Origin of the sequence: Tardiphaga sp. (assembly GCF_044340795.1) — a bacterium.
GTDB lineage: Bacteria > Pseudomonadota > Alphaproteobacteria > Rhizobiales > Xanthobacteraceae > Tardiphaga.
In genome coordinates this window covers 15,778-40,578 of the sequence record NZ_JBIISY010000029.1, presented here as the reverse complement: position 1 = coordinate 40,578, position 24,801 = coordinate 15,778, and the positions used below count along the sequence as shown (strand labels likewise).

The 24,801-nt window shown below is 63.5% G+C and carries 30 protein-coding genes; 20 read left to right on the top strand and 10 right to left on the bottom strand.

Going from position 1 to position 24,801, the window contains the following annotated elements; translation table 11 throughout:
• Positions 1 to 67 precede the first annotated feature (67 nt).
• The 5 genes from ccmB (at position 68) to ACIQ17_RS07275 (ending at position 2,943) form a co-directional block, all read left to right on the top strand.
• Positions 68 to 742, top strand: coding sequence for a heme exporter protein CcmB (gene ccmB, locus ACIQ17_RS07295; RefSeq protein ID WP_398466929.1), 675 nt, complete (start codon positions 68 to 70; stop codon positions 740 to 742).
• Positions 743 to 824: 82 nt separating this feature from the next.
• Complete coding sequence (locus tag ACIQ17_RS07290; RefSeq protein ID WP_398466927.1) at positions 825 to 1,562, top strand: heme ABC transporter permease; 738 nt, start codon at positions 825 to 827, stop codon at positions 1,560 to 1,562.
• A complete protein-coding gene (gene ccmD, locus ACIQ17_RS07285) occupies positions 1,559 to 1,741 on the top strand; it encodes a heme exporter protein CcmD (protein ID WP_398466925.1) in 183 nt (60 codons plus the stop codon). Before ACIQ17_RS07290 ends, ccmD begins: the two co-directional genes overlap by 4 nt.
• On the top strand, positions 1,738 to 2,322 hold the full coding sequence (locus ACIQ17_RS07280; protein ID WP_398466923.1) for a DsbE family thiol:disulfide interchange protein: 585 nt from the start codon (positions 1,738 to 1,740) through the stop codon (positions 2,320 to 2,322). Before ccmD ends, ACIQ17_RS07280 begins: the two co-directional genes overlap by 4 nt.
• 249 nt (positions 2,323 to 2,571) lie before the next feature.
• On the top strand, positions 2,572 to 2,943 hold the full coding sequence (locus ACIQ17_RS07275) for a ComEA family DNA-binding protein (protein ID WP_398466921.1): 372 nt from the start codon (positions 2,572 to 2,574) through the stop codon (positions 2,941 to 2,943).
• A 114-nt stretch (positions 2,944 to 3,057) separates the two neighbouring features.
• Here the strand turns inward: ACIQ17_RS07275 and ACIQ17_RS07270 are convergent, their stop codons facing one another.
• Complete coding sequence (locus tag ACIQ17_RS07270) at positions 3,058 to 3,960, bottom strand: LysR substrate-binding domain-containing protein (RefSeq protein ID WP_398466919.1); 903 nt, start codon at positions 3,958 to 3,960, stop codon at positions 3,058 to 3,060.
• Positions 3,961 to 4,187: 227 nt separating this feature from the next.
• On the opposite strand from ACIQ17_RS07270, the gene katG reads away from it, so the two are divergent.
• Both katG and ACIQ17_RS07260 read left to right on the top strand, forming a co-directional pair.
• Positions 4,188 to 6,377: a catalase/peroxidase HPI gene (katG, locus tag ACIQ17_RS07265; protein ID WP_398466917.1), complete on the top strand. Its 2,190-nt coding sequence runs from the start codon at positions 4,188 to 4,190 to the stop codon at positions 6,375 to 6,377.
• 249 nt (positions 6,378 to 6,626) lie between these two features.
• Complete coding sequence (locus tag ACIQ17_RS07260) at positions 6,627 to 7,235, top strand: glutathione S-transferase family protein (protein WP_398466915.1); 609 nt, start codon at positions 6,627 to 6,629, stop codon at positions 7,233 to 7,235.
• Positions 7,236 to 7,331: 96 nt separating this feature from the next.
• On the opposite strand, the gene dapF is transcribed toward ACIQ17_RS07260, so the two are convergent.
• Positions 7,332 to 8,204, bottom strand: a complete 873-nt coding sequence (gene dapF / locus ACIQ17_RS07255; protein ID WP_398466913.1) for a diaminopimelate epimerase — start codon at positions 8,202 to 8,204, stop codon at positions 7,332 to 7,334.
• Positions 8,205 to 8,329: 125 nt separating this feature from the next.
• Here dapF and ACIQ17_RS07250 point away from each other — a divergent pair, with 125 nt between their 5' ends.
• Positions 8,330 to 9,100: a GyrI-like domain-containing protein gene (locus ACIQ17_RS07250; RefSeq protein ID WP_398466911.1), complete on the top strand. Its 771-nt coding sequence runs from the start codon at positions 8,330 to 8,332 to the stop codon at positions 9,098 to 9,100.
• Positions 9,101 to 9,142: 42 nt separating this feature from the next.
• Positions 9,143 to 9,853 carry an SIMPL domain-containing protein gene (locus ACIQ17_RS07245; RefSeq protein WP_398466908.1) on the top strand — a complete coding sequence of 237 codons (711 nt, stop codon included), beginning with the start codon at positions 9,143 to 9,145 and terminating at the stop codon, positions 9,851 to 9,853.
• A gap of 128 nt (positions 9,854 to 9,981) precedes the next feature.
• Here ACIQ17_RS07245 and ACIQ17_RS07240 read toward each other — a convergent pair whose 3' ends face one another.
• Positions 9,982 to 11,040, bottom strand: coding sequence for an MBL fold metallo-hydrolase (locus ACIQ17_RS07240; protein WP_398466906.1), 1,059 nt, complete (start codon positions 11,038 to 11,040; stop codon positions 9,982 to 9,984).
• 329 nt (positions 11,041 to 11,369) lie between these two features.
• On the opposite strand from ACIQ17_RS07240, the gene ffh reads away from it, so the two are divergent.
• From ffh to rimM, 3 genes are read left to right on the top strand one after another with little or no spacing between them, the layout of a single operon-like run.
• The gene (gene ffh / locus ACIQ17_RS07235) at positions 11,370 to 12,887 is read left to right on the top strand and encodes a signal recognition particle protein (protein WP_398466904.1); all 1,518 of its coding nucleotides are present in this window, start codon (positions 11,370 to 11,372) and stop codon (positions 12,885 to 12,887) included.
• A gap of 42 nt (positions 12,888 to 12,929) precedes the next feature.
• Positions 12,930 to 13,253, top strand: coding sequence for a 30S ribosomal protein S16 (gene rpsP / locus ACIQ17_RS07230; protein ID WP_398466902.1), 324 nt, complete (start codon positions 12,930 to 12,932; stop codon positions 13,251 to 13,253).
• A 3-nt stretch (positions 13,254 to 13,256) separates the two neighbouring features.
• Positions 13,257 to 13,787: a ribosome maturation factor RimM gene (rimM, locus tag ACIQ17_RS07225; protein ID WP_398466900.1), complete on the top strand. Its 531-nt coding sequence runs from the start codon at positions 13,257 to 13,259 to the stop codon at positions 13,785 to 13,787.
• On the opposite strand, the gene ACIQ17_RS07220 is transcribed toward rimM, so the two are convergent.
• Positions 13,784 to 14,650, bottom strand: coding sequence for an SDR family oxidoreductase (locus tag ACIQ17_RS07220; RefSeq protein ID WP_398466898.1), 867 nt, complete (start codon positions 14,648 to 14,650; stop codon positions 13,784 to 13,786). The two genes, rimM and ACIQ17_RS07220, sit on opposite strands and share 4 nt — an antisense overlap.
• Positions 14,651 to 14,779: 129 nt before the next feature.
• Between ACIQ17_RS07220 and ACIQ17_RS07215 the strand changes: the two genes are divergently transcribed.
• The 5 genes from ACIQ17_RS07215 (at position 14,780) to ACIQ17_RS07195 (ending at position 18,823) form a co-directional block, all read left to right on the top strand.
• Positions 14,780 to 15,187, top strand: a complete 408-nt coding sequence (locus tag ACIQ17_RS07215; protein WP_398466896.1) for a winged helix-turn-helix transcriptional regulator — start codon at positions 14,780 to 14,782, stop codon at positions 15,185 to 15,187.
• 53 nt (positions 15,188 to 15,240) lie between these two features.
• Positions 15,241 to 15,996 (top strand): tRNA (guanosine(37)-N1)-methyltransferase TrmD, encoded by a 756-nt coding sequence (gene trmD, locus ACIQ17_RS07210; RefSeq protein WP_398466894.1) that lies wholly within the window; start codon positions 15,241 to 15,243, stop codon positions 15,994 to 15,996.
• 109 nt (positions 15,997 to 16,105) lie between these two features.
• Positions 16,106 to 16,504: a 50S ribosomal protein L19 gene (rplS, locus tag ACIQ17_RS07205; protein WP_211911229.1), complete on the top strand. Its 399-nt coding sequence runs from the start codon at positions 16,106 to 16,108 to the stop codon at positions 16,502 to 16,504.
• A 365-nt stretch (positions 16,505 to 16,869) separates the two neighbouring features.
• Entirely contained in the window at positions 16,870 to 18,282 is a 1,413-nt protein-coding gene (leuC, locus tag ACIQ17_RS07200) for a 3-isopropylmalate dehydratase large subunit (RefSeq protein WP_398466891.1), read from the top strand.
• A gap of 331 nt (positions 18,283 to 18,613) precedes the next feature.
• A complete protein-coding gene (locus ACIQ17_RS07195; protein WP_398466889.1) occupies positions 18,614 to 18,823 on the top strand; it encodes a cold-shock protein in 210 nt (69 codons plus the stop codon).
• Positions 18,824 to 18,873: 50 nt separating this feature from the next.
• On the opposite strand, the gene ACIQ17_RS07190 is transcribed toward ACIQ17_RS07195, so the two are convergent.
• A complete protein-coding gene (locus ACIQ17_RS07190; RefSeq protein ID WP_398466887.1) occupies positions 18,874 to 19,275 on the bottom strand; it encodes a type II toxin-antitoxin system VapC family toxin in 402 nt (133 codons plus the stop codon).
• Positions 19,275 to 19,607, bottom strand: a complete 333-nt coding sequence (locus ACIQ17_RS07185; RefSeq protein ID WP_398466885.1) for a type II toxin-antitoxin system VapB family antitoxin — start codon at positions 19,605 to 19,607, stop codon at positions 19,275 to 19,277. The genes ACIQ17_RS07190 and ACIQ17_RS07185 overlap by 1 nt, the downstream gene beginning before the upstream one ends.
• Before the next feature lie 25 nt (positions 19,608 to 19,632).
• On the opposite strand from ACIQ17_RS07185, the gene ACIQ17_RS07180 reads away from it, so the two are divergent.
• The gene (locus ACIQ17_RS07180; protein WP_398466883.1) at positions 19,633 to 20,802 is read left to right on the top strand and encodes a winged helix-turn-helix domain-containing protein; all 1,170 of its coding nucleotides are present in this window, start codon (positions 19,633 to 19,635) and stop codon (positions 20,800 to 20,802) included.
• Between the two features lie 51 nt (positions 20,803 to 20,853).
• On the opposite strand, the gene ACIQ17_RS07175 is transcribed toward ACIQ17_RS07180, so the two are convergent.
• The 4 genes from ACIQ17_RS07175 to ACIQ17_RS07160 all read right to left on the bottom strand — a co-directional run bounded on the left by ACIQ17_RS07175 (position 20,854) and on the right by ACIQ17_RS07160 (position 23,092).
• On the bottom strand, positions 20,854 to 21,483 hold the full coding sequence (locus ACIQ17_RS07175) for a hypothetical protein (RefSeq protein ID WP_398466881.1): 630 nt from the start codon (positions 21,481 to 21,483) through the stop codon (positions 20,854 to 20,856).
• A 193-nt stretch (positions 21,484 to 21,676) separates the two neighbouring features.
• Complete coding sequence (locus ACIQ17_RS07170; RefSeq protein WP_398466879.1) at positions 21,677 to 22,123, bottom strand: hypothetical protein; 447 nt, start codon at positions 22,121 to 22,123, stop codon at positions 21,677 to 21,679.
• Between the two features lie 152 nt (positions 22,124 to 22,275).
• Positions 22,276 to 22,575, bottom strand: a complete 300-nt coding sequence (locus ACIQ17_RS07165) for a hypothetical protein (protein ID WP_398466877.1) — start codon at positions 22,573 to 22,575, stop codon at positions 22,276 to 22,278.
• A gap of 220 nt (positions 22,576 to 22,795) precedes the next feature.
• The gene (locus ACIQ17_RS07160; protein ID WP_398466875.1) at positions 22,796 to 23,092 is read right to left on the bottom strand and encodes a hypothetical protein; all 297 of its coding nucleotides are present in this window, start codon (positions 23,090 to 23,092) and stop codon (positions 22,796 to 22,798) included.
• Between the two features lie 128 nt (positions 23,093 to 23,220).
• Between ACIQ17_RS07160 and ACIQ17_RS07155 the strand changes: the two genes are divergently transcribed.
• Positions 23,221 to 23,622 (top strand): metallopeptidase family protein, encoded by a 402-nt coding sequence (locus ACIQ17_RS07155; protein WP_398466933.1) that lies wholly within the window; start codon positions 23,221 to 23,223, stop codon positions 23,620 to 23,622.
• A gap of 146 nt (positions 23,623 to 23,768) precedes the next feature.
• Positions 23,769 to 24,374 carry a 3-isopropylmalate dehydratase small subunit gene (leuD, locus tag ACIQ17_RS07150; RefSeq protein ID WP_398466873.1) on the top strand — a complete coding sequence of 202 codons (606 nt, stop codon included), beginning with the start codon at positions 23,769 to 23,771 and terminating at the stop codon, positions 24,372 to 24,374.
• Positions 24,375 to 24,801: the final 427 nt, after the last annotated feature.

The following is a 24,801-nucleotide window of genomic DNA, read 5'->3' as shown; positions in this document are numbered from 1 at the left end:
CCACCCTAACCCTCCCCCACAAGGGGGGAGGGAATCGACAGCGTTTGCGGCACCGGGAGTGCCTCCCATGACCGCACTCTTCTCTCTCATCCGCCGCGACATCCGCATCGCGCTGCGCGTTGGCGGCGGGGCGCTGATCGGCGTGCTGTTCTTCCTCACCGTCGTGGTGCTGATGCCCTTTGCCATCGGACCCGATCTCAACCTGCTCGCCCGGCTCGGCCCCGCCATCCTCTGGCTCGGCGCCCTGCTGGCCAGCCTCCTGACCCTCGATCGCCTGTTCATGGCCGACCACGACGACGGCTCGCTCGACCTCATCCTGATGAGCCGCACACCGCTGGAATTCACCTGCGCCGCCAAGGCGCTCGCCCATTGGCTGGCCGCCGGAGTGCCGCTGGTGGTGGCGACGCCGGTGCTCGGCCTGCTGCTCAATCTCGATGCCTCCGCGACATCAGCCGTGGCGCTGACCCTGCTGGTCGGCACCCCGGCATTGACCTTCACCGGCATGATCGGTGCCGCGCTGGCAGTCACGCTGCAGCGTGGTGGGCTGCTGCTTGCCGTTCTGGTGCTGCCGCTGTCGATCCCGGTGCTGATCTTTGGCGTCGCGGCCTCGAATGCGGCCATTGTCGAGCAGGGCACGATGTCGTTCTCGACGCCATTCTCGATTCTCTGCGCGATTTCGCTCGCCAGCCTGGTGATCGGACCATTCGCCGCGGCAGCGAGCTTGCGTCACGGCATGGATTGACCTGCGTCAATCCGTGGCAACAAAAAATGAATGAGAATAAGTTGCATTGATCGCGGACAGGGCCGCGGCTAGTGGAAATGACATGACGCTGACCGAACTTGCCAATCCGACCCGGTTCCTGTCCCTCGCCACCCGCATCCTGCCATGGCTGGCCATGCTCACCGGCCTGCTGCTCGTCATCGGCCTGTATCAGGCTGCGCTGGCGCCGGATGACTATCAGCAGGGCGCGACGGTCAAGATCATGTTCATCCATGTGCCGAATGCCTGGCTGGCCATGTTCGTCTGGGGTGTCATGAGCGTGGCCTCGCTGGGCACGCTGGTCTGGCGCCATCCGCTCGCCGATGTCGCCGCCAAGGCCGCCGCGCCGATCGGGGCGGCGTTCACCTTCCTCGCCCTCGTCACCGGCTCGCTGTGGGGCCGTCCGATGTGGGGGACGTACTGGGAATGGGACGCCCGGCTCACCTCGGTGCTGATCCTGTTCCTGATGTATCTCGGCCTGATCGCGCTGTGGCGCGCCGTCGAGGATCCGTCGCGTGCCGCCCGCGCTGCTGCGGTTCTCACGCTGGTCGGCGCCATCAATATCCCGATCATCAAGTTCTCGGTCGACTGGTGGAATACGCTGCATCAGCCGGCCTCGGTGATCCGCATGGGCGGCTCTGCCCTCGACAAGTCGTTCCTGTATCCACTGCTGATCATGGCGGTGGCGTTCTCGCTGCTGTTCGTCACGCTGCATCTCGCGGCGATGCGCAACGAGATCCTGCGCCGCCGCCTGCGGTCGCTGCAGATGCTGCAGGCCTCGAAGCCGGTGGCGCTGCCATGATGTCGCTCGGTCCCTACGCCTCCTTCATCATCGCCTCCTATGTGCTGGTCGCAGCCGTCGTGCTGCTGCTCATCATCTGGATCGCCATCGATCACCGCCGCGTCCGCGCGCGCCTGCATGCGCTGGAACAGGCCGGCATGGGCCGCCGCTCCGGCCGCGGCACCACGGATCTGAAATGAGCGAGGTGACCACCACAGCTCCGAAACGCCGCTGGGTGCTCGCCTTGCCGCTGGTGATCTTCGCTGCGTTGGCCGCGCTGTTCTGGTTTCGCCTCGGCGCCGATCCGCAACGCCTGCCATCGGCCTTGATCGGGCGGCAGGCGCCGCAGACTACCTTGCCTGCGCTGCAAGGGTTGAATGAAAAGGGCGTGGCGATTCCTGGCCTCGACCCTGCGGCCTTCATCGGCAAGGTCAGCGTCGTCAATGTCTGGGCATCGTGGTGCGTGCCGTGTCACGACGAGGCGCCGATCCTCACCGAACTCGGCAAGGACACGCGGCTGCAACTGGTCGGCATCAACTACAAGGACAATGCCGACAACGCCCGTCGCTTCCTCGGCCGCTATGGCAATCCGTTCGGCATTGTCGGCGTCGACGGCAATGGCCGCGGCTCGATCGAATGGGGCGTCTATGGCGTGCCCGAGACTTTCGTCGTCGGACGTGACGGGAAGATCGCCTACAAGCTGGTGGGGGGTATCAATCAGGACAATCTCGGCAAGGTACTGATGCCCGAGATCGAGAAGGCGCTGAAGGCGGGGAGTTAAACTCCATTGTCATCCCGGCGAAAGCCGGGATCCATAACCTCCGTCAGCGCGGTTGCAAGCTGCAGAGTAACCCCGATCTCACTTCAACTATCTCTCCAGCGTGTATGGATCCCGGCATGCGCCGGGATGACGGCAACTACACAAAAATAAATTTCAGCTTTTATCTGCGGTTCATTTTGGCGCCACGGCTCCGCCATGAATGCGCATCTCAATCGGTTTGTTACTTAACTGTCCTGGAGGGACAAACCGATGCGCACCTTCAAGTTTGCTACTCTGACTGCCGCCGCTCTCTCGCTTGCCGTGCTCGCCACCGCGCCATCGATGGCGCAGACGGTGCAGCCAGCGACACCTGCCAGCAAGATGGCGCCCGTCGCCGCCCCGAAGGCCGCAGCGCCCGCTGCAACCACCGGAGCTGCATCGGCGAAGACCGATCTCGTCGATATCAACACGGCGACGCCTGAAGCGCTGGAAGCATTGCCCGGCATCGGCAAGGCCTATTCGGCCGCCATCGTCAAAGGCCGGCCGTATAAGGGCAAGGACGAACTGGTGCAGAAGAAGATCGTGCCGGAAAAGACCTATGACGGCATCAAGGACAAGGTGATCGCGAAGCAGAAGAGCTAAGCGCGTCGCTCATCATCGCCGTCATTGCGAGCGCAGCGAAGCAATCCAGTCTTTCTTCACTTTGCTCTGGATTGCTTCGTCGCTCCGCTCCTCGCAATGACGGCCGAGTGACCTCTAACCGTCGAGCACGCAGTCCTTCACCGCATCACCAAGCGCCGCGAAATCCGCCTTGCGCGGCGACGTCTTGCGAAAGGCGAGGCCGATGGTGCGGCCGGGCTGCGGATTTTCGAGCCGCAGGAATTTCACCCGGCTGTCGCGCTGCTCGACATCGGCAGCGATCTGCGGAATCAGCGTCACGCCATAGCCGCTCGCCACCATCTGGATCACCGTGGACAGCGACGACGCAGCAAAGGCCGTGCCCGCGGCCGTGATGCCGCCGCGGGCGGTGGCGCAGAAGGCGAGCGCCTGGTCGCGCAGGCAGTGGCCGTCTTCCAGCAGGATCAGCCGGCTCTGGTCGATCTCGGACGCCTTGATGCGCTGGTCGATGGGCCGTGTATCATTCGCCGGCACCGCGAGCAGGAACGTATCGTCGAACAGTTTGAGCGTCTCGATCTCGGTCTCCGCGAGCGGCAGCGCCAGCATCGCTGCATCCAGCGTGCCGCTCTTCACATCGTCAATCAGCTGTCGCGTCTGCGTCTCGCGCAGCTCCAGCCGCAATTCAGGAAACTGTTTTTGCAACGCCGGCAAAATCCGCGGCAGCAGATAGGGCGCGAGCGAGGGGATCACGCCCAGCGTCAGTCGTCCCGTCAGCACGCCGCCGCGGTGGCGCGCGAAATCCACGAGATCGCGCGAAGCCGCCAGCACGTCCTCGCCGCGCCGCGCCACCTCGCGGCCGACATCGGTGAGGATCACCTCGCCCGGCCGCCGCTCCACCACCTGCACGCCCAGCGTCCGTTCGAGGTCGCGGATCTGCATCGACAGCGCCGGCTGGGTGACGGCGCAGGCCTCCGCGGCGCGGCCGAAATGGCCGTGCCGGGCGAGGGCGGAGAGATAGCGGAGCTGGCGCAGGGTAATCATTGTCAATCAGATAAACTGATCGATGGCCTAAGACAATTCGACTGGACCTGATCTAAGAAAGCTTCCAATCTGTCGTCACGAATTTCCGCCATGGTGGGCGCTTGCCTGCCGCCGAAATTCGTCAGGCAATTGAAAAGATAAAGCTTTTGGAAAAATGAGCGGTTTTGACGCGGCGATCGGGATCGCTGCGGGCCGCTCTCAGCCTCCAACGGCCGAAGGAGAATGTGATGAACGATAAGAGCAATGGCACCGGCAAGTGCCCGGTGGTTCACGGAAGCAAGGGCCAGAACAATCGCGGCTGGTGGCCGGAGCATCTCGATGTCGGCATTCTTCACACCAACCATCCCTCGGCCGATCCGATGGGCGACGCCTTCGATTACGCCAAGGAATTCGAAAAGCTCGATCTCGACGCCGTCATCAAGGATCTGACCGCGCTGATGACCGATTCGCAGGACTGGTGGCCGGCGGATTTCGGTCACTACGGCGGCCTGTTCATCCGCATGGCCTGGCACTCGGCCGGCACCTATCGCATCACCGACGGCCGCGGCGGCGCCGGCCAGGGCCAGCAGCGTTTCGCGCCGCTGAATTCGTGGCCCGACAACGTCAATCTCGACAAGGCCCGCCGTCTGCTGTGGCCGATCAAGCAGAAATACGGCAACAAGATCTCCTGGGCCGACCTGATGATCCTCACCGGCAACGTCGCGCTGGAGTCCATGGGCTTCAAGACCTTCGGCTTCGCCGGCGGCCGTGCTGATACCTGGGAACCGGAAGAGCTCTATTGGGGTCCGGAGGGCACCTGGCTCGGCGACGAGCGTTACAGCGGCGAGCGCGAACTGTCGGAGCCGCTCGGCGCCGTGCAGATGGGCCTCATCTATGTGAACCCGGAAGGTCCGAACGCCAATCCGGATCCGAAGGCCTCGGCCCGCGACATCCGCGAGACCTTCTTCCGCATGGCGATGAATGACGAAGAGACCGTGGCGCTGATCGCCGGCGGCCACACCTTCGGCAAGACCCATGGTGCCGGCGATCCGTCGCTGGTCGGCGTCGACCCGGAAGGCGAGCAGCTGGAAGCGCAGGGTCTCGGCTGGAAGAGCAAGTTCGGCACCGGCATCGGTGGCGACGCCATCGGCAGCGGCCTCGAAGTCACCTGGACCCAGAAGCCGACCGAGTGGAGCAATCTCTTCTTCGACAACCTGTTCAAGTACGAGTGGGAACTGACCAAAAGCCCGGGCGGCGCCCAGCAGTGGGTGGCGAAGAATGCGGAAGCCAATATCCCGCATGCCCATGATCCGTCCAAGAAGCTGCTGCCGACCATGCTGACCTCGGACCTCGCGCTTCGCTTCGATCCGATCTACGAAAAGATCTCGCGCCGCTTCTACGAGAATCCCGATCAGTTCGCGGACGCCTTCGCTCGCGCCTGGTTCAAGCTGACCCATCGCGACATGGGCCCGTTCGTGCGCTATCGCGGCAAGCTGGTGCCGAAGGAAGAATTGATCTGGCAGGATCGCGTGCCGGCCAATGACAAGCCTGCCCTTGGTGACAAGGACATCGCCGATCTCAAGGCGAAGATCCTCGCCTCCGGTCTGTCGGTCTCCGAACTCATCAGCACGGCCTGGGCGTCGGCCTCGACGTTCCGCGGTTCGGACAAGCGCGGCGGCGCCAATGGCGCGCGCATCCGCCTCGCTCCGCAGAAGGATTGGGACGTGAACCAGCCGGCGCAGCTCGGCAAGGTGCTGGGCAAGCTCGAAGCGATCCAGAAGGAGAGCGGCAAGATCTCGCTCGCCGACCTGATCGTGCTCGCCGGCTCGGCCGCCGTCGAGAAGGCCGCGAAGGATGCGGGCGTATCGGTGACCGTGCCGTTCCTGCCGGGCCGCGGCGACGCGACCCAGGACCAGACCGACGTGCAGTCGTTTGCTCCGCTCGAGCCGCGCGCCGACGGCTTCCGCAACTACGTCAACGGCAAGAAGACGCAGTTCATGAAGCTGGAAGAAGCATTGGTCGATCGTGCGCAGCTGCTCACGCTCACCGCGCCGGAAATGACGGTGTTGCTCGGTGGCCTGCGCGTCCTCGGCGCCAATGCCGGCGACAGCAAGCACGGCGTGTTCACGTCCAAGCCGGGCACGCTGACCAACGACTTCTTCGTCAATCTGCTCGACATGGGCACGGTGTGGGCGCCGAATGGCGAGAACACCTATGAGGGTCGCGACCGCAAGACCAATGCGGTGAAGTGGACTGCGACCCGCGTCGATCTGATCTTCGGCTCGCATGCGCAGCTGCGTGCCATTGCCGAAGTCTATGGCTCGGGCGACGCCAAGGAGAAGTTCGTGAAGGACTTCGTCAAGGCCTGGACCAAGGTGATGAACGCGGATCGCTTCGATCTCGCGGACAAGCCGAAGCTGCTGCAGGCCGCCGAGTAAGCGGCGACTACCGGACGAACATTGAGCCCTCGCGACCATGTCGCGGGGGCTTTTTCTCTTTGTACAACCGACACTCTTGTCATCGCCCGGCTCGACCGGGCGATCCAGTAAACACAAGCTTTCCAGATCAATCGCAAATGTCAGTGTCTACTGGGTCACCCGGTCGAGCCGGGTGACGACAGCCGAGGGTGCCTTGCACCCGTCATCGAATCCTCGCAGAACTATCTCCTCCAAAACGGGAGGTCTCCGATGATGAAGCTCTACTGGTCGCCGCGTTCGCGATCGTTCACTGCTCTGTGGCTGATGGAAGAGACCGGCGTTCCCTATGAGCGCGTGCTGATCGACATCCAGAAGGGCTCGCAGCGCACGCTGGAATTCCTCGAAGTCAATCCGATGGGCAAGGTGCCGGCGCTGCAGGACGGCGAAGCGACCATGGCGGAAGCGGCGGCGATCTGCGCCTATGTGGCCGAGCGTTATCCGGAAGCGAAGCTGTCGCCTGATCTCGGCGACTCCCATCGTGCCAAGTTTCTCTACTGGCTGTTCTTTGCGCCGAGCTGCATCGAGCCGGCCATCGCGCAGATCGCCACCAAGATGGAAATGAGCACGATGGCTGCCGGCTGGGGCGATGCGCAGCGCGTGTTCGACGTGCTCGAAGCCGCGCTGGAAGAAGGGCCGTGGATTCTCGGCGAGCAGTTCTCGGCCGCCGACATCGCCATCGGCTCCAGCCTGAACTTTGCCATCCGCCTGTTCAAGATGGTGCCGCCGCGCCCGGCCTTCGATCGTTATCTCGATCGCTGCGCCGCGCGACCGGCTTTCAAGACCGCCGAGGCGTATGCATCGGGCGAGAAGCTGGATTGAACGCGTAGGGTGGGCAAAGCGAAGCGTGCCCACCTTCCCCGTCCGTGCACTTGATGGTGGGCACGCTTCGCTTTACCCACCCTACAACACGTGCATTTACGCCACCGACGCAAACAGCGCCGGGTCGAACGTCCCCTCATATTCGAAACTCGCGCCGCCGGTCATGAGCACGTGGTCGTCGCTCTCGCGCCAGTCGATCACGAGTTCGCCGCCGGGCAGGGTCATGTGCACCTTGCGCTCGGTGCGGCGCAGGCGGGCTGCCGAGACAGCCGTCGCGCAGGCTGCCGTGCCGCAGGCCTTGGTGAGGCCGGCGCCGCGTTCCCAGGTCCGCATCACGATATGCTCGCGGTCCACGACATGGGCGAGGGTGATATTGGCGCGTTCCGGGAAGATCGGGTGATTTTCCAGGAGCGGCCCGAAGCGTTCGAGGTCGTAGGCATGGATGTCATCGACCCAGAAGATCGCATGCGGATTGCCCATGCTGGCCACCGATGGGGTGTGCAGGATCGGCGCATCAATCGGGCCGATCTGCAGCTCGATGCCGCGGGTGTCGCGAAATTCCTCGGCGAGCGGGATGTCCTGCCAGCCGAACTTCGGGATGCCCATATCCACCGTGAAGGTCTCGCCATCCGTCCCGCGCCAGCAATTGATCAGGCCCGCCCGGGTCTCGAAAGTGAGCCCGGTCTTGTCGCTGCCGACAAAGGTCTGCCGCGCCACGCAGCGCATGCCGTTGCCGCAGGCGCCGGCTTCCGAGCCGTCATTGTTGTAGATCGAGACGAAGGCCTCGGTGCCGGGCAGGCGGGGCTTTTGCAGCACCATCAGCTGGTCGTAGGCGATGCCCGCGGGGCCGGCCACGGCGCGTGCATCGGCCGGGGTGATCGGCGCGGGGGTGTCCCGCATGTCGATCACGACGATCTCGTTACCGATGCCGTTCATCTTGGCGAAGGAATGGTTGGCCAGCGCGCTCATGTCTTGTCCTGATGTTGCCCGCTTTATATGGCGAGACGGGTATCAATGGCCAGTGCGGCCATGGGCGACGCATGGTACCATCGGGATCTGTTCGCCGTGCCGGCTGCCATTTGGAGACGTTCTGCATGTTCCGCTCTTTGTCCCGTTTCGCCACCGCCGCCGCGCTGACCTCGGCTGCCGCGCTGTCGCTGAACACGGCAGCCTGGGCACAGTCGCCACCCGCCACCCCGCCGGCCGAGACAAAACCCGCCGAAACCACGCCGACGCCATCCGCTCCGGCGCCGACCCCGGCTGCTCCCGCAACGCCGGCTGCGCCTGCGACCCCGGCCACGCCGCCCGCTGCCGCCGAGGCGCCGGCGACGCCTGCCGCGCCAGCGACACCCGCGACGCCAGCTCCCCCGGCTACGGCGGCGACACCGGCCCCGGTCCAGACTGCCGATCCGTTCGGCGAGGAAAACACGCTGACGCCGAAGCAGGTGCTGATGTTCACCGGCAAGGCCAACTGGGACTCCGCCTTCGACACGCTGATGGATGCGTTCAAGCAGCTGACGACCTTCCTGGACAAGCAGAAGGTCAAGTCATCCGGCAATCCGCTGATCGTCTACACCTCCACCGATGACACCGGCTTCACCTTCTTCGCCGAAATGCCCGTCGATCAGGAGCTCAAGAACCTTCCGAAGAACATGAGCATGGGCAAGTCACCGGAGGGGCGCGCGCTGAAATTCGTCCATCGCGGCTCCTACGACAATATGGACAACACCTATGAGGCGATCACCAATCACCTCGACGACAAGAAGCTGGAAGCGAAAGATACGTTCATCGAGGAATACATGACCGATCCGCTGAAGACGGCGGAAGACAAGCTGGTCATCAATGTCTTCGTGCCGCTGAAATAGTCCGGCCATAAAGAAGCCGCGGACGGTTCCGACAAGTCCAGCATGAAAAATCATCTGACAGTTGCCGCTCTCGGCATTGCGCTCATCGCCACGCCTGCCTTCGCCCAGGCGCCAACCCCGCCCATGATCACCGTATCCGGTGAGGGCACCGTCTCGGTGCCGCCGGATCTTGCGCTGGTCGATGGCGGCGTCACCTCGGAAGCCAAGACGGCGCGCGAGGCATCGGAGGCGAACAATGCCGCCATGGCCAAGGTGCTGGCGGCGCTGAAAGGCGCTGGCATCGACGACAAGGACCTGCAGACCTCCCGGCTGTCGCTGATGCCGCAATATGCGCAGCAGAACCGCCAGAATGGCGGCCCGAATGTCATCACCGGCTATCGCGCCAGCAATCGCGTGACCGTCCGTGTGCGCGATGTGAAGAAGGTTGCGGCCACCATCGACACGCTGGTGACCTCCGGTGCGAATGAGGTCGGTGGCATCAATTTCGTTGTCACCAAGGCGTCCGAGTTGCTCGATGATGCCCGCAATCAGGCCGTTGCCGATGCACGTCGCAAGGCCGAGCTTTATGCGAAGGCGGCCGGTGTGACGCTGGGCGCGCCGATCAGCATTTCCGAGGAAGGCGCCAACGCACCGCCGGCTCCGATGATGTTGCGCAAGGCCGCCGCGGATTTCGCCTCGGCGCCGGTGGCGCAGGGCGAGGAGACGTTGCGCGTGAATGTGAGCGTGAGCTGGGAGATCAAGGCGAAGCAGTGAGTCCGTAAAAGGCACCTTCGCTCGCGACTATCATCCCCGGGCCTGACCCGGGGATCCATCTCTCTGGACGTAAGCAATTGAAGATGGATGGCCGGGTCAAGCCCGGCCACGACGTGGAGAGGTTCGGCTCAAATCTCGAACACCTGTCCCGGCTTCAGCGCCACGAAGCTGTCCTTCGGCATCTCTGCCGCTGCCAGCGCGTCTGCCAGCCCGTTCACCGGCCCGTCGATCGCCTCATCGGTGAGCTGGAACGTCGAATGATGACTCGCCAGCGCCTGCTGCGCGCCGCAATCCTTCAGCGCCTTCACCGCATCTTCGGGGTTCATGTGCTGGTCCTTCATGAACCAGCGCGGCTCATAGGCGCCGATCGGCAGGATCGCGAGCCTGAGGTCGCCATGCGCCTCCCGCACGCGGCGAAAGTGCCCGCCGTCGCCATAGCCGCTGTCGCCGACGATGTAGAGCTTGCCGCTCGGCGTCTCCAGCACGAAGCTCGCCCACAGGCAGCGGTTGCGATCCCACAGGCCGCGCGCCGTCCAGTGCCGCGTCGGCACCAGTGTCACGGCGAGGCCGTTGCCGAGCTCGACGCGATCCTTCCAGTCATAGGCCTCGGCCCTGATGGCGCTGTCGCCACTTGTCATGGTGACGTCATTGCCGAGCGGCGTGATCACCCGCGGCGCGAATGTCGCCTGCAGCTTCGACAGCGTCGGAATATCGAGATGATCGTAGTGCCCGTGCGAGACCAGCACGACATCGATCTTCGGCAGTTTCTCGAAGGCGATGCCGGGTGCATTGTGGCGGTGCGGCCCGGCAAAGGAGAAGGGCGAGACGCGATCCGACCACACCGGGTCAAACAGGATGTTGAGCCCGGCCGTCTGGATCAGCCAGGAGGCATGGCCGACATAGGACAGCCGCACCCCGGTCTCGACCCTGGCCGGCGGCGTATCCGCAAATTCGTTCTCCACCCAGTCCGGCCACACCGCCCGCTTGCGCCCGCCGCCGAACTGCCAGCGCAGCACCTCGCCGAGCGATTTCGGTGGCGTGCCGTCCGGATCGAAGAACAGCTTGCCGTCAAAGTGATCGGAGACGGGGCCGGTGTAATTGGGCATGCGGGAAATCCAGAAGGCGGAAACGCCGGCCGTGGCGGCGACGGCGCCGATGGAGGCGAGGAGCTTGCGGCGGGAGATCATGGGGTGGGACAATGAGGTGAGTGGTTGCTCACATGTAGTTCCAGCGCGGCCATTTGCCAAATGCCAAAGACGCGAGCGGGCCAATCTTGAGAAAGTCTTTTTCGAACAATAGCTTGTTCGTTATAGGCCGTGCCGCAGGGCCAAATTTCCTTGACTCCACCCCCCTCCGGCCGTAAGTCCTTCCCAAATTCTCGGAAAGTGTTCTTTTCGACCCGCCGACCGGTCCATGAGGCTGGAGGTCAACGCCCGACAGCGCGATGCGCCCTCGGGCGCGGAAGTGTTTTGTTCATCGCCATTCCCACGGGAACGGCATTCGGAAGCGGTACGCGATGTTCGACAATCTGTCGGAACGGCTTGGCGGAATTCTCGATAAGCTCACCGGACGCGGTGCGCTGTCGGAGGCCGATGTCGATTCCGCCATGCGCGAAGTGCGCCGGGCGCTGCTCGAAGCCGACGTCGCCCTCGAAGTGGTCCGCTCCTTCACCGACCGCGTCCGTGAACAAGCCGTCGGCGCCACCATCGTCAAGTCGGTCAAGCCCGGCCAGATGGTCGTCAAGATCGTCCATGACGAGCTGGTCGCCACCCTGGGTGGCGAAGGCGAGGGCGGTCTCGATTTCAATGCCGTGCCGCCGGTCGCCATCATGATGGTTGGTCTGCAGGGCTCCGGTAAGACCACCACCACCGCAAAGCTCGCCCGTCGCCTCACCCAGCGCGACAAGCGCAAGGTGCTGATGGCCTCGCTCGACGTCTATCGCCCGGCCGCCATGGAGCAGCTCGCGGTGCTCGGCCGCGATCTCGACGTACCCACCCTGCCGATCGTCGCCGGCCAGAAGCCCGCCGACATCGCCAAGCGCGCGATCGAAGCCGCCAAATTCGGCGGTTACGATGTCGTGTTGCTCGACACTGCCGGCCGCACCACGCTCGACGAAGACATGATGGCGGAAGCGGCGGCGATCAAGTCGACTGCCAATCCGCATGAAGTGCTGCTGGTCGCGGATTCGCTGACCGGTCAGGACGCCGTCAATCTCGCCCGCTCCTTCAACGAGCGCGTCGGCCTCACCGGCATCGTTCTCACCCGCGTGGACGGCGACGGCCGCGGCGGCGCCGCGCTGTCGATGCGCGCCGTCACCGGCAAGCCGATCAAGCTGATCGGCACCGGTGAAAAGACCGATGCGCTGGAAGATTTCCATCCGAGCCGCATCGCCGGCCGCATTCTCGGCATGGGTGACGTCGTCTCGCTGGTCGAGAAGGCCGCCGCCTCGATCGATGCGGAGAAAGCAGCTCGCACTGCCGAGCGCATGCGAAAAGGTCAGTTCGACCTGAACGACATGCGCGAACAGCTGATACAGATGACCAATATGGGCGGTCTGTCCGGCCTCATGGGCATGATGCCCGGCATCGCCAAGATGAAGAACCAGATCGCTGCCGCCGGTCTCGACGACAAGATCGTCAAGCGCCAGATCGCCGTCATCGATTCCATGACCCGTCAGGAGCGCAAGTCGCCCGACATCCTCAAGGCCAGCCGCAAGAAGCGCATCGCCGCCGGCGCCGGCCTGAAGGTCGAGGAAGTCAACAAGGTGCTGAAGATGCACCGGAACATGGCCGACATGATGAAGGCCATGGGCTCCGGCAAGCGCGGCCCGATGGCCGGCCTCGCCCAGGCCATGGGTTTTGGCGGTGGTGGCGGCATGCCGTCGCCCGAGCAGGTCAAGGCGATGGCCGAGAAGCTGCCGCAAGGGCCGGGCGCCTTGCCTGAATTGCCGAAGAATTTCCCGGGCCTGCAAGGTCTGGGCAAACCGACGCTGCCGGGTCTCGGCGGCTTTCCCGGTTTCGGGAAAAAGAAATAACGAACTTCACATCACATTCGAACGAATACCCAGGAGCTACCCATGTCCGTCGTTATCCGCCTTGCCCGCGCAGGCACCAAGAAGCGTCCCGTCTATCACGTCGTCGTCGCCGACTCGCGCTTCCCGCGCGATGGCCGCTTCATCGAGCGTCTCGGCTACTTCAACCCGCTGCTCGCCAAGGATAACGAGCTGCGCCTGAAGCTCGACATGGAGAAGGTAAAGTCCTGGCTCGCCAAGGGCGCCCAGCCGTCGGACCGCGTGTCCCGCTTCCTCGATGCCGCCGGCGTCAAGAAGCGCGAGCCGCGCAACAATCCGGAGAAGGCCGTGCCGCGCAAGGAGCGCAAGGCCGCCGAAGCTGGCAAGTAAGACGTGACCTCCGCGCAAATCTGCGTCGCGCGCATCGGCGCGCCGCATGGGGTGCGCGGGCAGGTCCGGCTATGGACCTTTACGGAAGATCCGTATGCCGTGCTCGATTACGGCCCGCTTGCCACCAAGGACGGCAAGCGGACCATCGAGGTCGACAATGTGCGTGAGGCCAAGGGCCATCTGGTGGCGACGCTGAAAGGCGTCACCGACCGCGATGCCGCCGCCCGCCTCAATGGCGTCGAGCTTTATGTGGCGCGCGATGTGCTGCCCGACACCGAAGACGGTGAATACTACCACGCCGACCTGATCGGACTCGCTGCGGTGAATGCTGTGGGCGAGGCGATCGGCCGTGTCGTCGCCATGCATGACTTTGGCGCCGGCGACATCATCGAGATCGCGCCGCCCTCGGGGCCGACGCTGCTGCTGCCGTTCACGGATGCGGTGGTGCCGACAGTCGATATCGCGGCCGGCAAGGTGATCATCGAGATGCCCGGCGAGATCGTTGGTGACGATCCCGCCGCAGCTGACGACTAGGCTTTCAGAGCTTCCGCAATCGTATCGGCGAATGGCGTGGTCGGTCGCCCGATCAGCTTGCTGAGCGCGTGCCCGTCATCGAACAGCGCACCATCCGCTGCGGCCGTGTTGGACGTTGCGATCAGCTCCGCCAGTTCTTCCGGCAATCCTGCGCCCAGCATGATCGCCTTGAACTCCGCTTCCGGCAGACGGACGTAAGGGATCGCCTTGCCGGATTGCTTGCTGATCTCCGCTGCGAAATCATCCAGTGTAAAGGCCGTGTCGCCTGCCAGTTCATAGACCTTGCCTGCGTGGCCCTCGCCCGCAAGTACGGTCGCTGCCGCAGCGGCGTAATCCTCACGCGAGGCCGATGCGATACGGCCATCCCTGGCGCTGCTCACCAGCGCATGATGCGCCAGCGCGGCCGGGATCGAGGCCGTGTAGTTCTCCGTGTACCAGCCATTGCGCAGCAGCACGAAGGGCACGCCGGATGCGCGGATCAGCTCTTCCGTCGGCAGATGCTCCTGCGCGACCGAGAGCTTGGATGTATCCGCACGCAGCACGCTCGTATAGGCGAGCAGTTTCACGCCGGCGCGTTTCGCCGCGTCGATCACATTGCGATGCTGCGCCACGCGCTGGCCGAGTTCGTTCGACGAGATCAGCAGCACGCGGTCGATGCCCTCAAGGGTGGCGTCCAGCGTGCCCGGCTTGCTGTAGTTGGTCGCGACGACGGTGATGCCCTTTGAGGCGAGATCCGCCCCCTTGGCCGGATCGCGCAGTCCGGCGACGATCCGGCTGGCCGGAACCAGCTTCAGCAGCGCATCGATGGTGAGGCGACCGAGCTGGCCGCCGGCGGCGGTGACGAGAATACGGTGGTTCGACATGCGGGATCCCTGTATGGTCTCTGATGGACAGTAGGTCTTGAATAGAGACCGCATCCCGCTTCCGTAAGGAGGCAGGTTTTTCTCGCCAGGTTATCTGGAAGTAACCCCACCGGCCCGAAGGAGCCCCCGATGCCGAATGATGCGCCCCTGGCGACCCGTTTCGACGAATGGCAGGCGCAGGGTTTTGACGCCGAGGCCTGCCCGGTCCGCAACGTGCTGGATCGCATCGGCGACAAATGGACCTCACTGCTGCTGGTGGCGCTAGCCGCAAAACCGCGCCGCTTCAGCGAGCTGCACCGGGCCGTGCCTGATATCTCCAAGCGGATGCTGACCCAGTCGCTGCGCGACCTGCAGCGTGACGGGCTGATCACCCGCCATGTCTTCCCGACCAAGCCGCCCTCGGTCGAATATCGCCTGTCGCCGCTCGGCCAGTCAGCGATGTTGCCGCTGGCGGGCCTGATCGACTGGGCCGAGCGCAGCTTCGCCGAGATCAAGGCCTCCCGCGCGGCCTTCGATGCGGCTGACACCAGCGAATAAATTTCGGCGGCGTGATCGTTTGACGCCCCGCGCGCGTTGCGCGATGGAGAGCCATGACTGCTTTACCAACACCATGGCGCGCGACTGTTCTGACGCTGTTTCCCGAGATGTTTCCTGGGCCGCTCGGCGTGAGCCTTGCCGGCCGTGCGCTGGCGTCCGGCCTGTGGTCGCTCGAAGCGCGCGACATCCGCGCCTCGGCCACCGACAAGCACCGCAGCGTCGATGACACGCCGGCTGGCGGCGGGCCGGGCATGGTGCTGCGCGCCGACGTGCTGGCCGCTGCCATCGATGCGGTCGATGCCGCAAACGAACGCCCGAAGCTGATGATGAGCCCGCGCGGTCGGCCACTGACCCAGGCGCGGGTGGCGGAACTCGCCGCCGGGCCGGGGCCGCTGATCGTCTGCGGCCGTTTCGAGGGCATCGACCAGCGCGTGATCGACGGGCGTGCGCTCGAGGAGGTCTCGATCGGCGATTACATCCTGTCCGGCGGCGAAATCGCCGCGCTGACGCTGATCGACGCCTGCGTGCGGCTGCTGCCGGGCGTCATGGGCAAGCTGGAGTCCGGGTCGGACGAAAGCTTCTCGCATGGACTACTTGAATACCCTCAGTACACCCGTCCGCAGATGTTTGAGGGCCAACCGATCCCGGAGGTTCTTTTATCCGGCGATCACGCCAAGGTCGCGGCCTGGCGGCTCGCGGAATCCGAGGCTTTGACGGAAAAACGGCGGCCCGATCTGTGGGCAACGCGGCCGAAAGCCCCGGAATCAGGCAGGAAGCGAAAATCGCCAAAATTCACGACGGACGGGTGACAACCGCTTCGCTTTGCTGTAGAGACGCGCCACATCCGTGCAATGGCAGGGTAAGAGTTTCGCGCGCAGCCCGCGCCGACGTCTGGGCGCGCCGCCGATGGAGATTTCGATGAACCTCATTCAGACGCTCGAAAAAGAGCAGTTCGACCGCCTTTCCGCAACCAAGTCGATTCCGGAATTCGGTCCGGGCGACACCGTCATCGTCAACGTGAAGGTTGTCGAAGGCGAGCGCACCCGCGTGCAGGCCTATGAAGGCGTCTGCATCGGCCGCAACGGCGGTGGCATCAATGAGAGCTTCACCGTTCGCAAGATTTCGTATGGCGAGGGTGTCGAGCGCGTGTTCCCGCTGCTCTCCCCGATGATCGACTCGATCAAGGTCGTGCGTCGCGGCAAGGTGCGTCGCGCCAAGCTGTATTACCTGCGCGATCTGCGCGGCAAGTCGGCCCGCATCACCGAGAAGAAGACCGAGCGTCCGGCCAAGGCCAAGGTCGCGGCTGCCGCCGAGTAATCTCGCGCCCTCCGCGCGGATTTGTGATTTCGGAAAAGCGCGGCGCAAGCCGCGCTTTTTTGTTGTGCTGCATTTGCGGCCCGTGCGGCATACATCCGTCGCATTGGCGTTGCGTTCCCTCGATGCTATATGACTGGAATGTTTCTAGACCTGCACCAGCACGCCTTGCGCATCGTCATCGACGATCACAGCCGCTTGCCCGGTCGCTTCTTCGGTCGCTTCACGACCTCGATCGTGGGTGCGCTTAGAAGCGCGTGAGCAATCTCACGCGTTAAGCCTTCTTCTCGTTGCGCGCCTTCGCCGCCGATGCGGCAAACCCGGCAGCAGCAACAGGTCCGAAAATTTCCAAGTCAGGCTCAAGCAAAATGACAACATCCAAGCCGACCACCCTGTACGACAAGATCTGGAACGACCACGTCGTCGAAGAAGCCGATGACGGCACCTGTTTGCTCTATATCGATCGCCATCTGGTGCATGAAGTGACTTCGCCGCAGGCCTTCGAAGGTCTGCGCGCTGCCGGCCGCAAGGTGCACGCGCCCTCGAAGACGCTTGCCGTAGTGGATCACAACGTGCCGACCACCGATCGCTCGCTGCCCAATCCCGATCCGGAAAGCGCCGAGCAGATCAGGACGCTGGAAGAGAACGTCCGCGAATTCGGCATCGAATATTACAACGAGTTCGACAAGCGCCAGGGCATCGTCCATGTCATCGGCCCCGAGCAGGGTTTTACGCTGCCCGGCACCACGGTGGTCTGCGGCGACAGCCACACCTCGACGCATGGTGCGTTCGGCGCGCTGGCGCATGGCATCGGCACGTCGGAAGTCGAGCATGTGCTCGCCACGCAGACGCTGATCCAGAAGAAGGCGAAGAACATGCGTGCCATCGTCGATGGCAAGCTGCCCGACGGCGTCACTGCCAAGGACATCATCCTGGCCATCATCGGCGAGATCGGCACCGCCGGCGGCACCGGCTATGTGCTGGAATATGCCGGCGAGGCGATCCGTTCGCTGTCCATGGAAGGCCGCATGACGGTCTGCAACATGTCCATCGAAGGCGGCGCCCGCGCCGGCCTGATCGCGCCGGACGAAGTGGCCTACGAATTCCTCAAGGGCCGCCCGATGTCGCCGAAAGGCGAGCTGTGGGACAAGGCCGTCGCCTACTGGAATACGCTGCGCACCGATGAAGGCGCACATTTCGATCACGAGATCCGTCTCGACGCCGCCAAGCTGCCGCCCATCGTCACCTGGGGCACCTCGCCCGAGGACGTCATCTCCATCGCCGGCAAGGTGCCGAACCCGGCTGACATTGCCGACGAAGCCAAGCGTCTCTCCAAGGAACGCGCGCTGGCCTATATGGGCCTCACCGCCGGCACCAGGATCACGGACATCAAGATCGATCGCGTCTTCATCGGTTCCTGCACCAATGGCCGCATCGAGGACATGCGCGCCGCGGCCAAGATGGTCGACGGCAAGACCATCAACGGCAATGTGTCGGGCATGATCGTGCCGGGCTCTGGCCTGGTGAAGGAACAGGCGGAAGCCGAAGGTCTGGACAAGATCTTCATCAAGGCCGGTTTCGAATGGCGTGAGCCCGGCTGTTCCATGTGCCTGGCCATGAACCCGGACAAGCTGAAGCCGGAAGAGCGCTGCGCTGCCACCTCGAACCGCAATTTCGAAGGCCGTCAGGGCCACAAGGGCCGCACCCATCTGGTGTCGCCGGCGATGGCCGCAGCCGCCGCGATCGCAGGCCACTTCGTCGATATCCGCGAGTGGCACTGAACCCTGTCGCGTCGATAACCCATCAAACGGCCCGCAGATGCGGGCCGTTTTCGTTGGTGGTCCCCGATGCAGATGCCGCGGCGTGCAACCTGCGCGCTGCAAGTTTTTGCAGCTAGCCCGCAGCTTGCGTTCTGCGTGTGATCTTCTACAATCCCCGCATATTCGATTTGGCGGCTCTGACTTTGCCGATTGCGGCTCACAGCCCCCTCGCCCAAGACTTCGCTGAGATTGAATAGTCCTGCACGGAGGTCGTGCGGGACAACTGCAGCCGCGTTATCGCATCAAGTTGGATGCACGATTCGCGACAGAGGCTGCCTCTTGGAGAAGTAAGATGGCGACAGGTACCGTTAAGTGGTTCAACAGTGAAAAGGGCTACGGCTTCATTCAGCCGAACGATGGCAGCAAGGATGTGTTCGTGCACATCAGCGCCGTCGAGCGCGCTGGTCTGACCAGCCTCAATGATGGTCAGCAGGTCAATTTCGAACTGAAGACCGACAAGATGCGCGGCAAGGTCAGCGCCGAGAACCTCTCGCTGGCATAAGCCGAAGCGAGTGTTTGAAAACGCCCCGCTGGAAACGGCGGGGCGCTTTTTTATGCCTGACGGGCGTCCGTGTGCGCGAAATCGTTGCCTTTGAATAGGATGGTAGCGCCGCGCGACGCTGCGCAAGCGTAGCTCAGGCAATCGCCGAAATTGAGCTTGGCGGGATGGCCGCGTCCTTTGCCGTAGCGCTCGAATGCGGCCACGGCCAGATGAGCGATGTCTTCCGAGATGGGAACGATATCGACTTGTGCTTCACGCAAGAGGTGCGTCACGATTTCGTCGGCGGTCGCAGGCGATAGACCAAGCAGAGAGGAGAGCCGCATGGTCGCTTCGAGAAGCACATGAGCACCGGTGATCTTCGAGGCAGTCGTTGTTTCAAGCTTAGAACTAAAAGTATCTGCGTCCGGCTCCGACGCTATCATGGCGACGATGGCTGACGTATCGACAAACACTATTCGTGACCCCAAAGTTCGTCGATTTCCTCTTTGGTCACTTGACGTCGTTTCGTCTTGTCGCCCCGGCGCTGCGCTTCTGCTGCTATCTCGCGAATCCGCTCCCTTAGCGGGCGGTTGTCCTGCGCCAAAGCGGCCTCCAACGCATGCACGATGGCTTCGGTCACGCTAACGCCTTTTCGTTCTGCCAATAGGCGCGCGAGTTCGGCGGCTCGGTCGTCGCGTATATGCAATGTCATCCCATCCTCGCTGATCAGCCGGTTGATGGAAGCGAAGGTAGCATACACCCGAATCTTCAATGGACAAGGTCGCCTGGACGTGACGCCGACCATTTGACTATGTCATCCTGCCTGCCTCATGCCCCGCGCCCCCGCCAAGCCCGTCGCCATCTCCACCGCCGCCGCCCGCCGAATCTGGCTTCGCGCCCAGCGGCTGGATGAGCGTGCGCCATTCGGCGAAGGCCCCGATGCCGTGGCGCGGGCTGTCGCGCATCTCGGCTATGTGCAGATCGATACGATTCATGTGATCGAGCGCAGCCATCATCACATCCTGTTCGCGCGACTGCCGAACTACAAGCGAAGCGATCTCAAGCAGGCGCAGAGCTTCGACAAGAGCGTGTTCGAATACTGGACCCATGCACTCGCCTATGTACCGACGGCGGATCTCCGCTTCTTCGTGCCGGACATGAAATATTATCGCCGCGAAGGCCATGGCTGGTTCAGGGCCGTGACGCCGGCGGACAAGCGCAAGGTGATGCGGCTGGCGAAAGCCGGGCCGCTGTCGATCCGCGATATCGAGGACGACGTGCTGCGCGAGAAGGATCACGAATGGGCCAGCCGCAAGCCGTCGAAGCGGGCGCTGCAGCTGGCATTCTTCGAGGGGCATCTCACCGTCTCCGAGCGCACGGGGATGCTGAAGACCTATGACCTGCTGCTCCGGCACTTCGGCTGGGACAAGTTGCCGAAGCCGGCCACCGACAACGAGACATTCGCCTATCTGCTCGACCGCGCGTTGCGCGCCCAGGGTTTTGTCAGCCTCGATTCGATCTGCCATCTCGATGCACCGTCAAAGGCCGGCGTGCGAAAACTGATCGAGGCGCGGATGCGGCGCGGCGAGCTGCTGCCGGTGGCCATCGAGGGCGCCGGCAAGGTCGCGCATTGGGCAACGCCGGAGATCATCGAGGCGACCGAGAACGAGCCGCACGGGCTCGTGCATATCCTGTCGCCATTCGATCCCCTGATCATCCAGCGCAAGCGCACGCATCTTGTGTTCGGGCACGACCATCGCTTCGAGGCCTATGTGCCGAAGGAAAAGCGCAAGCTCGGCTATTTCGCGCTGCCGGTGCTGGTGGATGACAGGATCGTTGCGGCGATCGATCTCAAGACCGACCGGCAGAACCGCAAGCTGCTGATGCAGCAATGGAGCTGGATCGGCGATGGCGCAGACAGGAAGGCGCCGCGCAAGGAATGGAAGCGGCGCATCGAAGAGGAGCTGCACCGCTTCGAGGCATTTCAGCTCGGAGAGTAGCTGGAGGCGCAGGGTGGGCAAAGGCGCGAAGCGCCGTGCCAACCCTGCAGTTCACCAATAGACGTTGAAATGGCGCCGATAATGCCAGTGGCGATGATGCCAAGGGCGATAGCGGCAGATTTTTCGCGGGCCGTAATAGGTCATCACGATACGGCAGAAGCGGCGGGGACCATAATAGTAGCTCGGTCCGTAGTAGCGGGGACCGTAATAGCCGTGATAGCGCGGCCCAAAATAGCGGTGACGGTAGAAGTGTCGGCGGTGGCCGTAATAGGCCGGCGCATAGAAGCCGCGCCGCGCGAAGGCCGGCCCGCCATAACGGATGCCGCCGCCGTAAAAGCCTGGTCCGCGCCTGAACCCGCCGCCTGCAAAGGCGGGGCGATGTAAGCCGCCACCACGGAAGGCCGGCGCAGCGGCCCGAAATCCTCCGCCGCGAAAACCTCCGCCGTGGAAGCCACCGCCGCCGCGGAATCCGCCACCGCCCCGAAAGCCACCGCCGCCGCGATGCTGAACCTGCGTGGTGAGCGCATCACGCGCCTGCCTGGCTGCCGGCGCCGTGGCGGGATTGCTCAGCGACAGCGCCTGCGCGGCGGGTGTGAGCGAGAAGATTGCAGTCGCCGTCGCAGCGATGCCGACCATGCGTGTCATCGCACGCCGGATCGCAGAAGCTCGATGGATTTTCATTGAACCACCTCCCTCACGCGACCGACATCGCTGCCGCAAATCACGATCGATCTGCGCGCGGTGGCCGTGCGTGAATTGTGCGCCCTTGAAGCGAAGGCTAGGAGCAATGATCTGAACGCGCCATGAATGGACGCGTCAAAATGAAACGGGCGCCGTGAAGGCGCCCGCGATGTTCGTTTTGCGATGTGTGCTCTTACCAGCGGCCGAACGAGAAGCCGACGCTGATCGGGCCGCCGCCGAAGCCGACACGCGGGCCGTAGCCATAGGCACCATAGGGCCGATAGCCGTAGGGACGATACCCGTAGCCGCCGCCGTAATAGGCCGGGCCATAATAGGAGCGATAGACCGGCCGATAGCCGTAGCCATAACGCGGTCCGTAATAAGGGCGGTAGCCATAGTGGCGGTGCCCCCAATGACGATGATGGCCCCAGTGGCGATGGCCGTGGAAGTGATGGCGATGACCGAAGTGTCGATGATGCCGGTGACCGTGATGACGGTGCTGTGAGCTGAAGTCAGTCACGCGCGCCTTGTCCTGGACGGCAGCCTTCGCAGGCGATGCAGCCAGCGCAGGCGCGGCTGCGAATGCGCCACCGAGTGAAACAGTTGCAGCCATCAGAGCTGCGCCAACCCATGTTCTCATGATTGTCCTCGTTGAAATCTGTTTGTCGCCTTGATCAGTCAACGCGTTCGATCGATCCAATTTCCCGCGACAAGGAGACGCGGTGAAATGCGCTCCTCGGTGCCCTGCGTGACAGCGCGATTCATATCGGCTGTCACGCCAGGGCGTTTCCGTTAGCGCCAGTGATGGTGGCGACGGTGATGATGGAAGTGCGGGCGGTGCCAGCCGTGGTGGCGACGCACGTAATGCGGACGATGCCAGTGATGGTGGCGGCGCATGTGATGGTGACGATAGCCGCGGTGATGATGATGACGACGATATTGCACGTCGGTCTTCAGGCCTTCACCTGCGCCTTGCACGGTTGCGGCAACGCCGGGATTGTTGAGCGAGACCGCGTTCGCCTGCTGCGTCGGCGCAGCCACGAACATCAGGCCTGCAATGGCGGCGAGGCCGAAAAGCTTTTTCAAGTTCACTGTTCTCTCCTGATTCCGCGGGCATCTGAACATGCACGCTGCATGGGTTCATTGCCCATGCGAGAAGGCTAGGTTTCGTGAGGTGAACGCGAAATGAATATGCGGCGTGCGATATGTCGCACGGTTTTTGGTCGCAGCGAGGGAACGAAGACGTCGATGTCGAAGTGTGACGCGCGTGGTTGTGGTGCGATGTCCGTGCGACGTCAGGCGGCGTGGCTGTTCAGCCGCGGCGCCAGTAGCAGTTCATACGCGGCACGATCACGGTGCCGCTCGGGCGATATTCCTGCACGAGATTGGCCGTGCAATCGCGCACCGCATTGGGGCCCGGATTGTAGCGCGGATAGACGCCGCGGGTGTCGTCGTCGCGATAGATGCGCACGCGCGGGCGGCCGCTGCTCTGGGCGGAGATGTCGGTCGAGCGCTTGGCGGAAGGCGCGGTCTGCGCGATGGCGCTGTCCATGGACAGGCTGCCGAGAGCCAGTGTCGCCACTGCCAGTGTCGCTGTCATGATCCGCATGTTACGCCCCAAACCACCGTCGTTTTCTCGCCGCAAAGTCTCCGATTGAGGCGGTCGCGTCAACCGCCGTGGACGCCTTGCCAACAAGGCGGGATCGTCTAGACAGGAACCCAACCGGACCGAACGTGATGTGGCATCAGGCAAAAGCTCCCGACCTCGCAGACATGGAAGCCATGGCGCATGAGATGCTTGCGCTGCTGCCCGAGGGCTTTCGCAAGCTCTGCGAGGGCGTGATCATCCGGGTCGACGACTTCCCCATCAATGAGGTGTTGGAGGAGATGCAGGCCGAGACCGAATTCGACCTGCTTGGCCTGTTTCAGGGCGTCGGCCTGCCGTTCCAGTCGGGGGAGGTGTCCGGCCAGATGCCCAACATGATCTGGCTGTATCGCCGCCCGATCCTGGATTACTGGGCCGAGCATGACGAAACCCTCGGCCATATCGTTCGCCACGTCCTGGTCCACGAGATCGGCCACCATTTCGGCCTGTCGGACGACGACATGGAGGCGATAGAGGCGCAGGTGAAGGATTGAACACCGTCCCTCATGATGAGGAGGCGCGAAGCGCCGTCTCGAACCATGAGTTGGCCGGGTTAAGCTGATCCCAGCACTGCAGAAATGCCCCTTGGACCCTTCGCCCTCCCGCGCTAAAAAGCGCGCTCAATTGCCGAGGACTCGCCATGGACAAGTTCACCACGCTGGAAGGCGTCGCAGCTCCGATGAAGGTGATCAATGTCGACACCGACATGATCATCCCGAAGCAGTATCTGAAGACCATCAAGCGCACCGGCCTTGGCAAGGGTCTCTTCGCGGATGCCCGCTACAATGACGATGGCAGCGAGAATCCGGATTTCGTGCTCAACAAGCCGGCCTATCGCCAGGCGAAAATCATGGTCGCCGGCGACAATTTCGGCTGCGGCTCGTCGCGCGAGCACGCGCCCTGGGCGCTGCTGGATTTCGGCATCCGCTGCGTGATCTCGACCTCGTTCGGCGACATTTTCTACAACAACTGCTTCAAGAACGGCGTGCTGCCGATCCGCGTCTCGCAGAAGGATCTCGACGCGCTGTTCGACGATGCCGAGCGCGGCGCCAATGCCACCGTCACCATCGATCTGCCGAACCAGGAGATCCGTGGCCCCGATGGCGGCACCGTGAAATTCGAGATCGATCCGTTCCGCAAGCACTGCCTGATCAACGGTCTCGACGATATCGGCCTGACCATGGAGAAGAAGACCTCCATCGATAGCTATGAAGATAAGCTGAAGGCCGAACGCGCCTGGGCGTGAGCCGGGCGCTGCGCCCACGCTCCGGCTGGTCGTTGTCGTTATGGGCGCGATAGTGCGCCTCTGGCTCTTCCTGTCATTGCCCGGCTTGACCGGGCAACCCAGTAGACGCTGGCATCCCGGCTTCAGCCGCTCGGTCGGCGCATACTGGATCCCCGCTTTCGCAGGGATGACAGACTGAGCGCTTGTTCCTGTTTTGTTCTTGACAAAATTCCCATCGTCGCCATACTCCCTCCCGTCTTGTTCGCGAGGGGCGCTCTCATGAGGCGTCTTTGAGCGGAGCAGGATGCGGCGCCTGCGGGTGGGGGAGGACGTATCCCTCGCACTCGGGTGGTCGGGGGTCACCGTCCGGGCCCACTACGGGGCTCTGCCGCTATTGCGCGGCTGGACGTGGTGCGGGCGAAGGCGGAGAAATCCGTTGGATGAATCC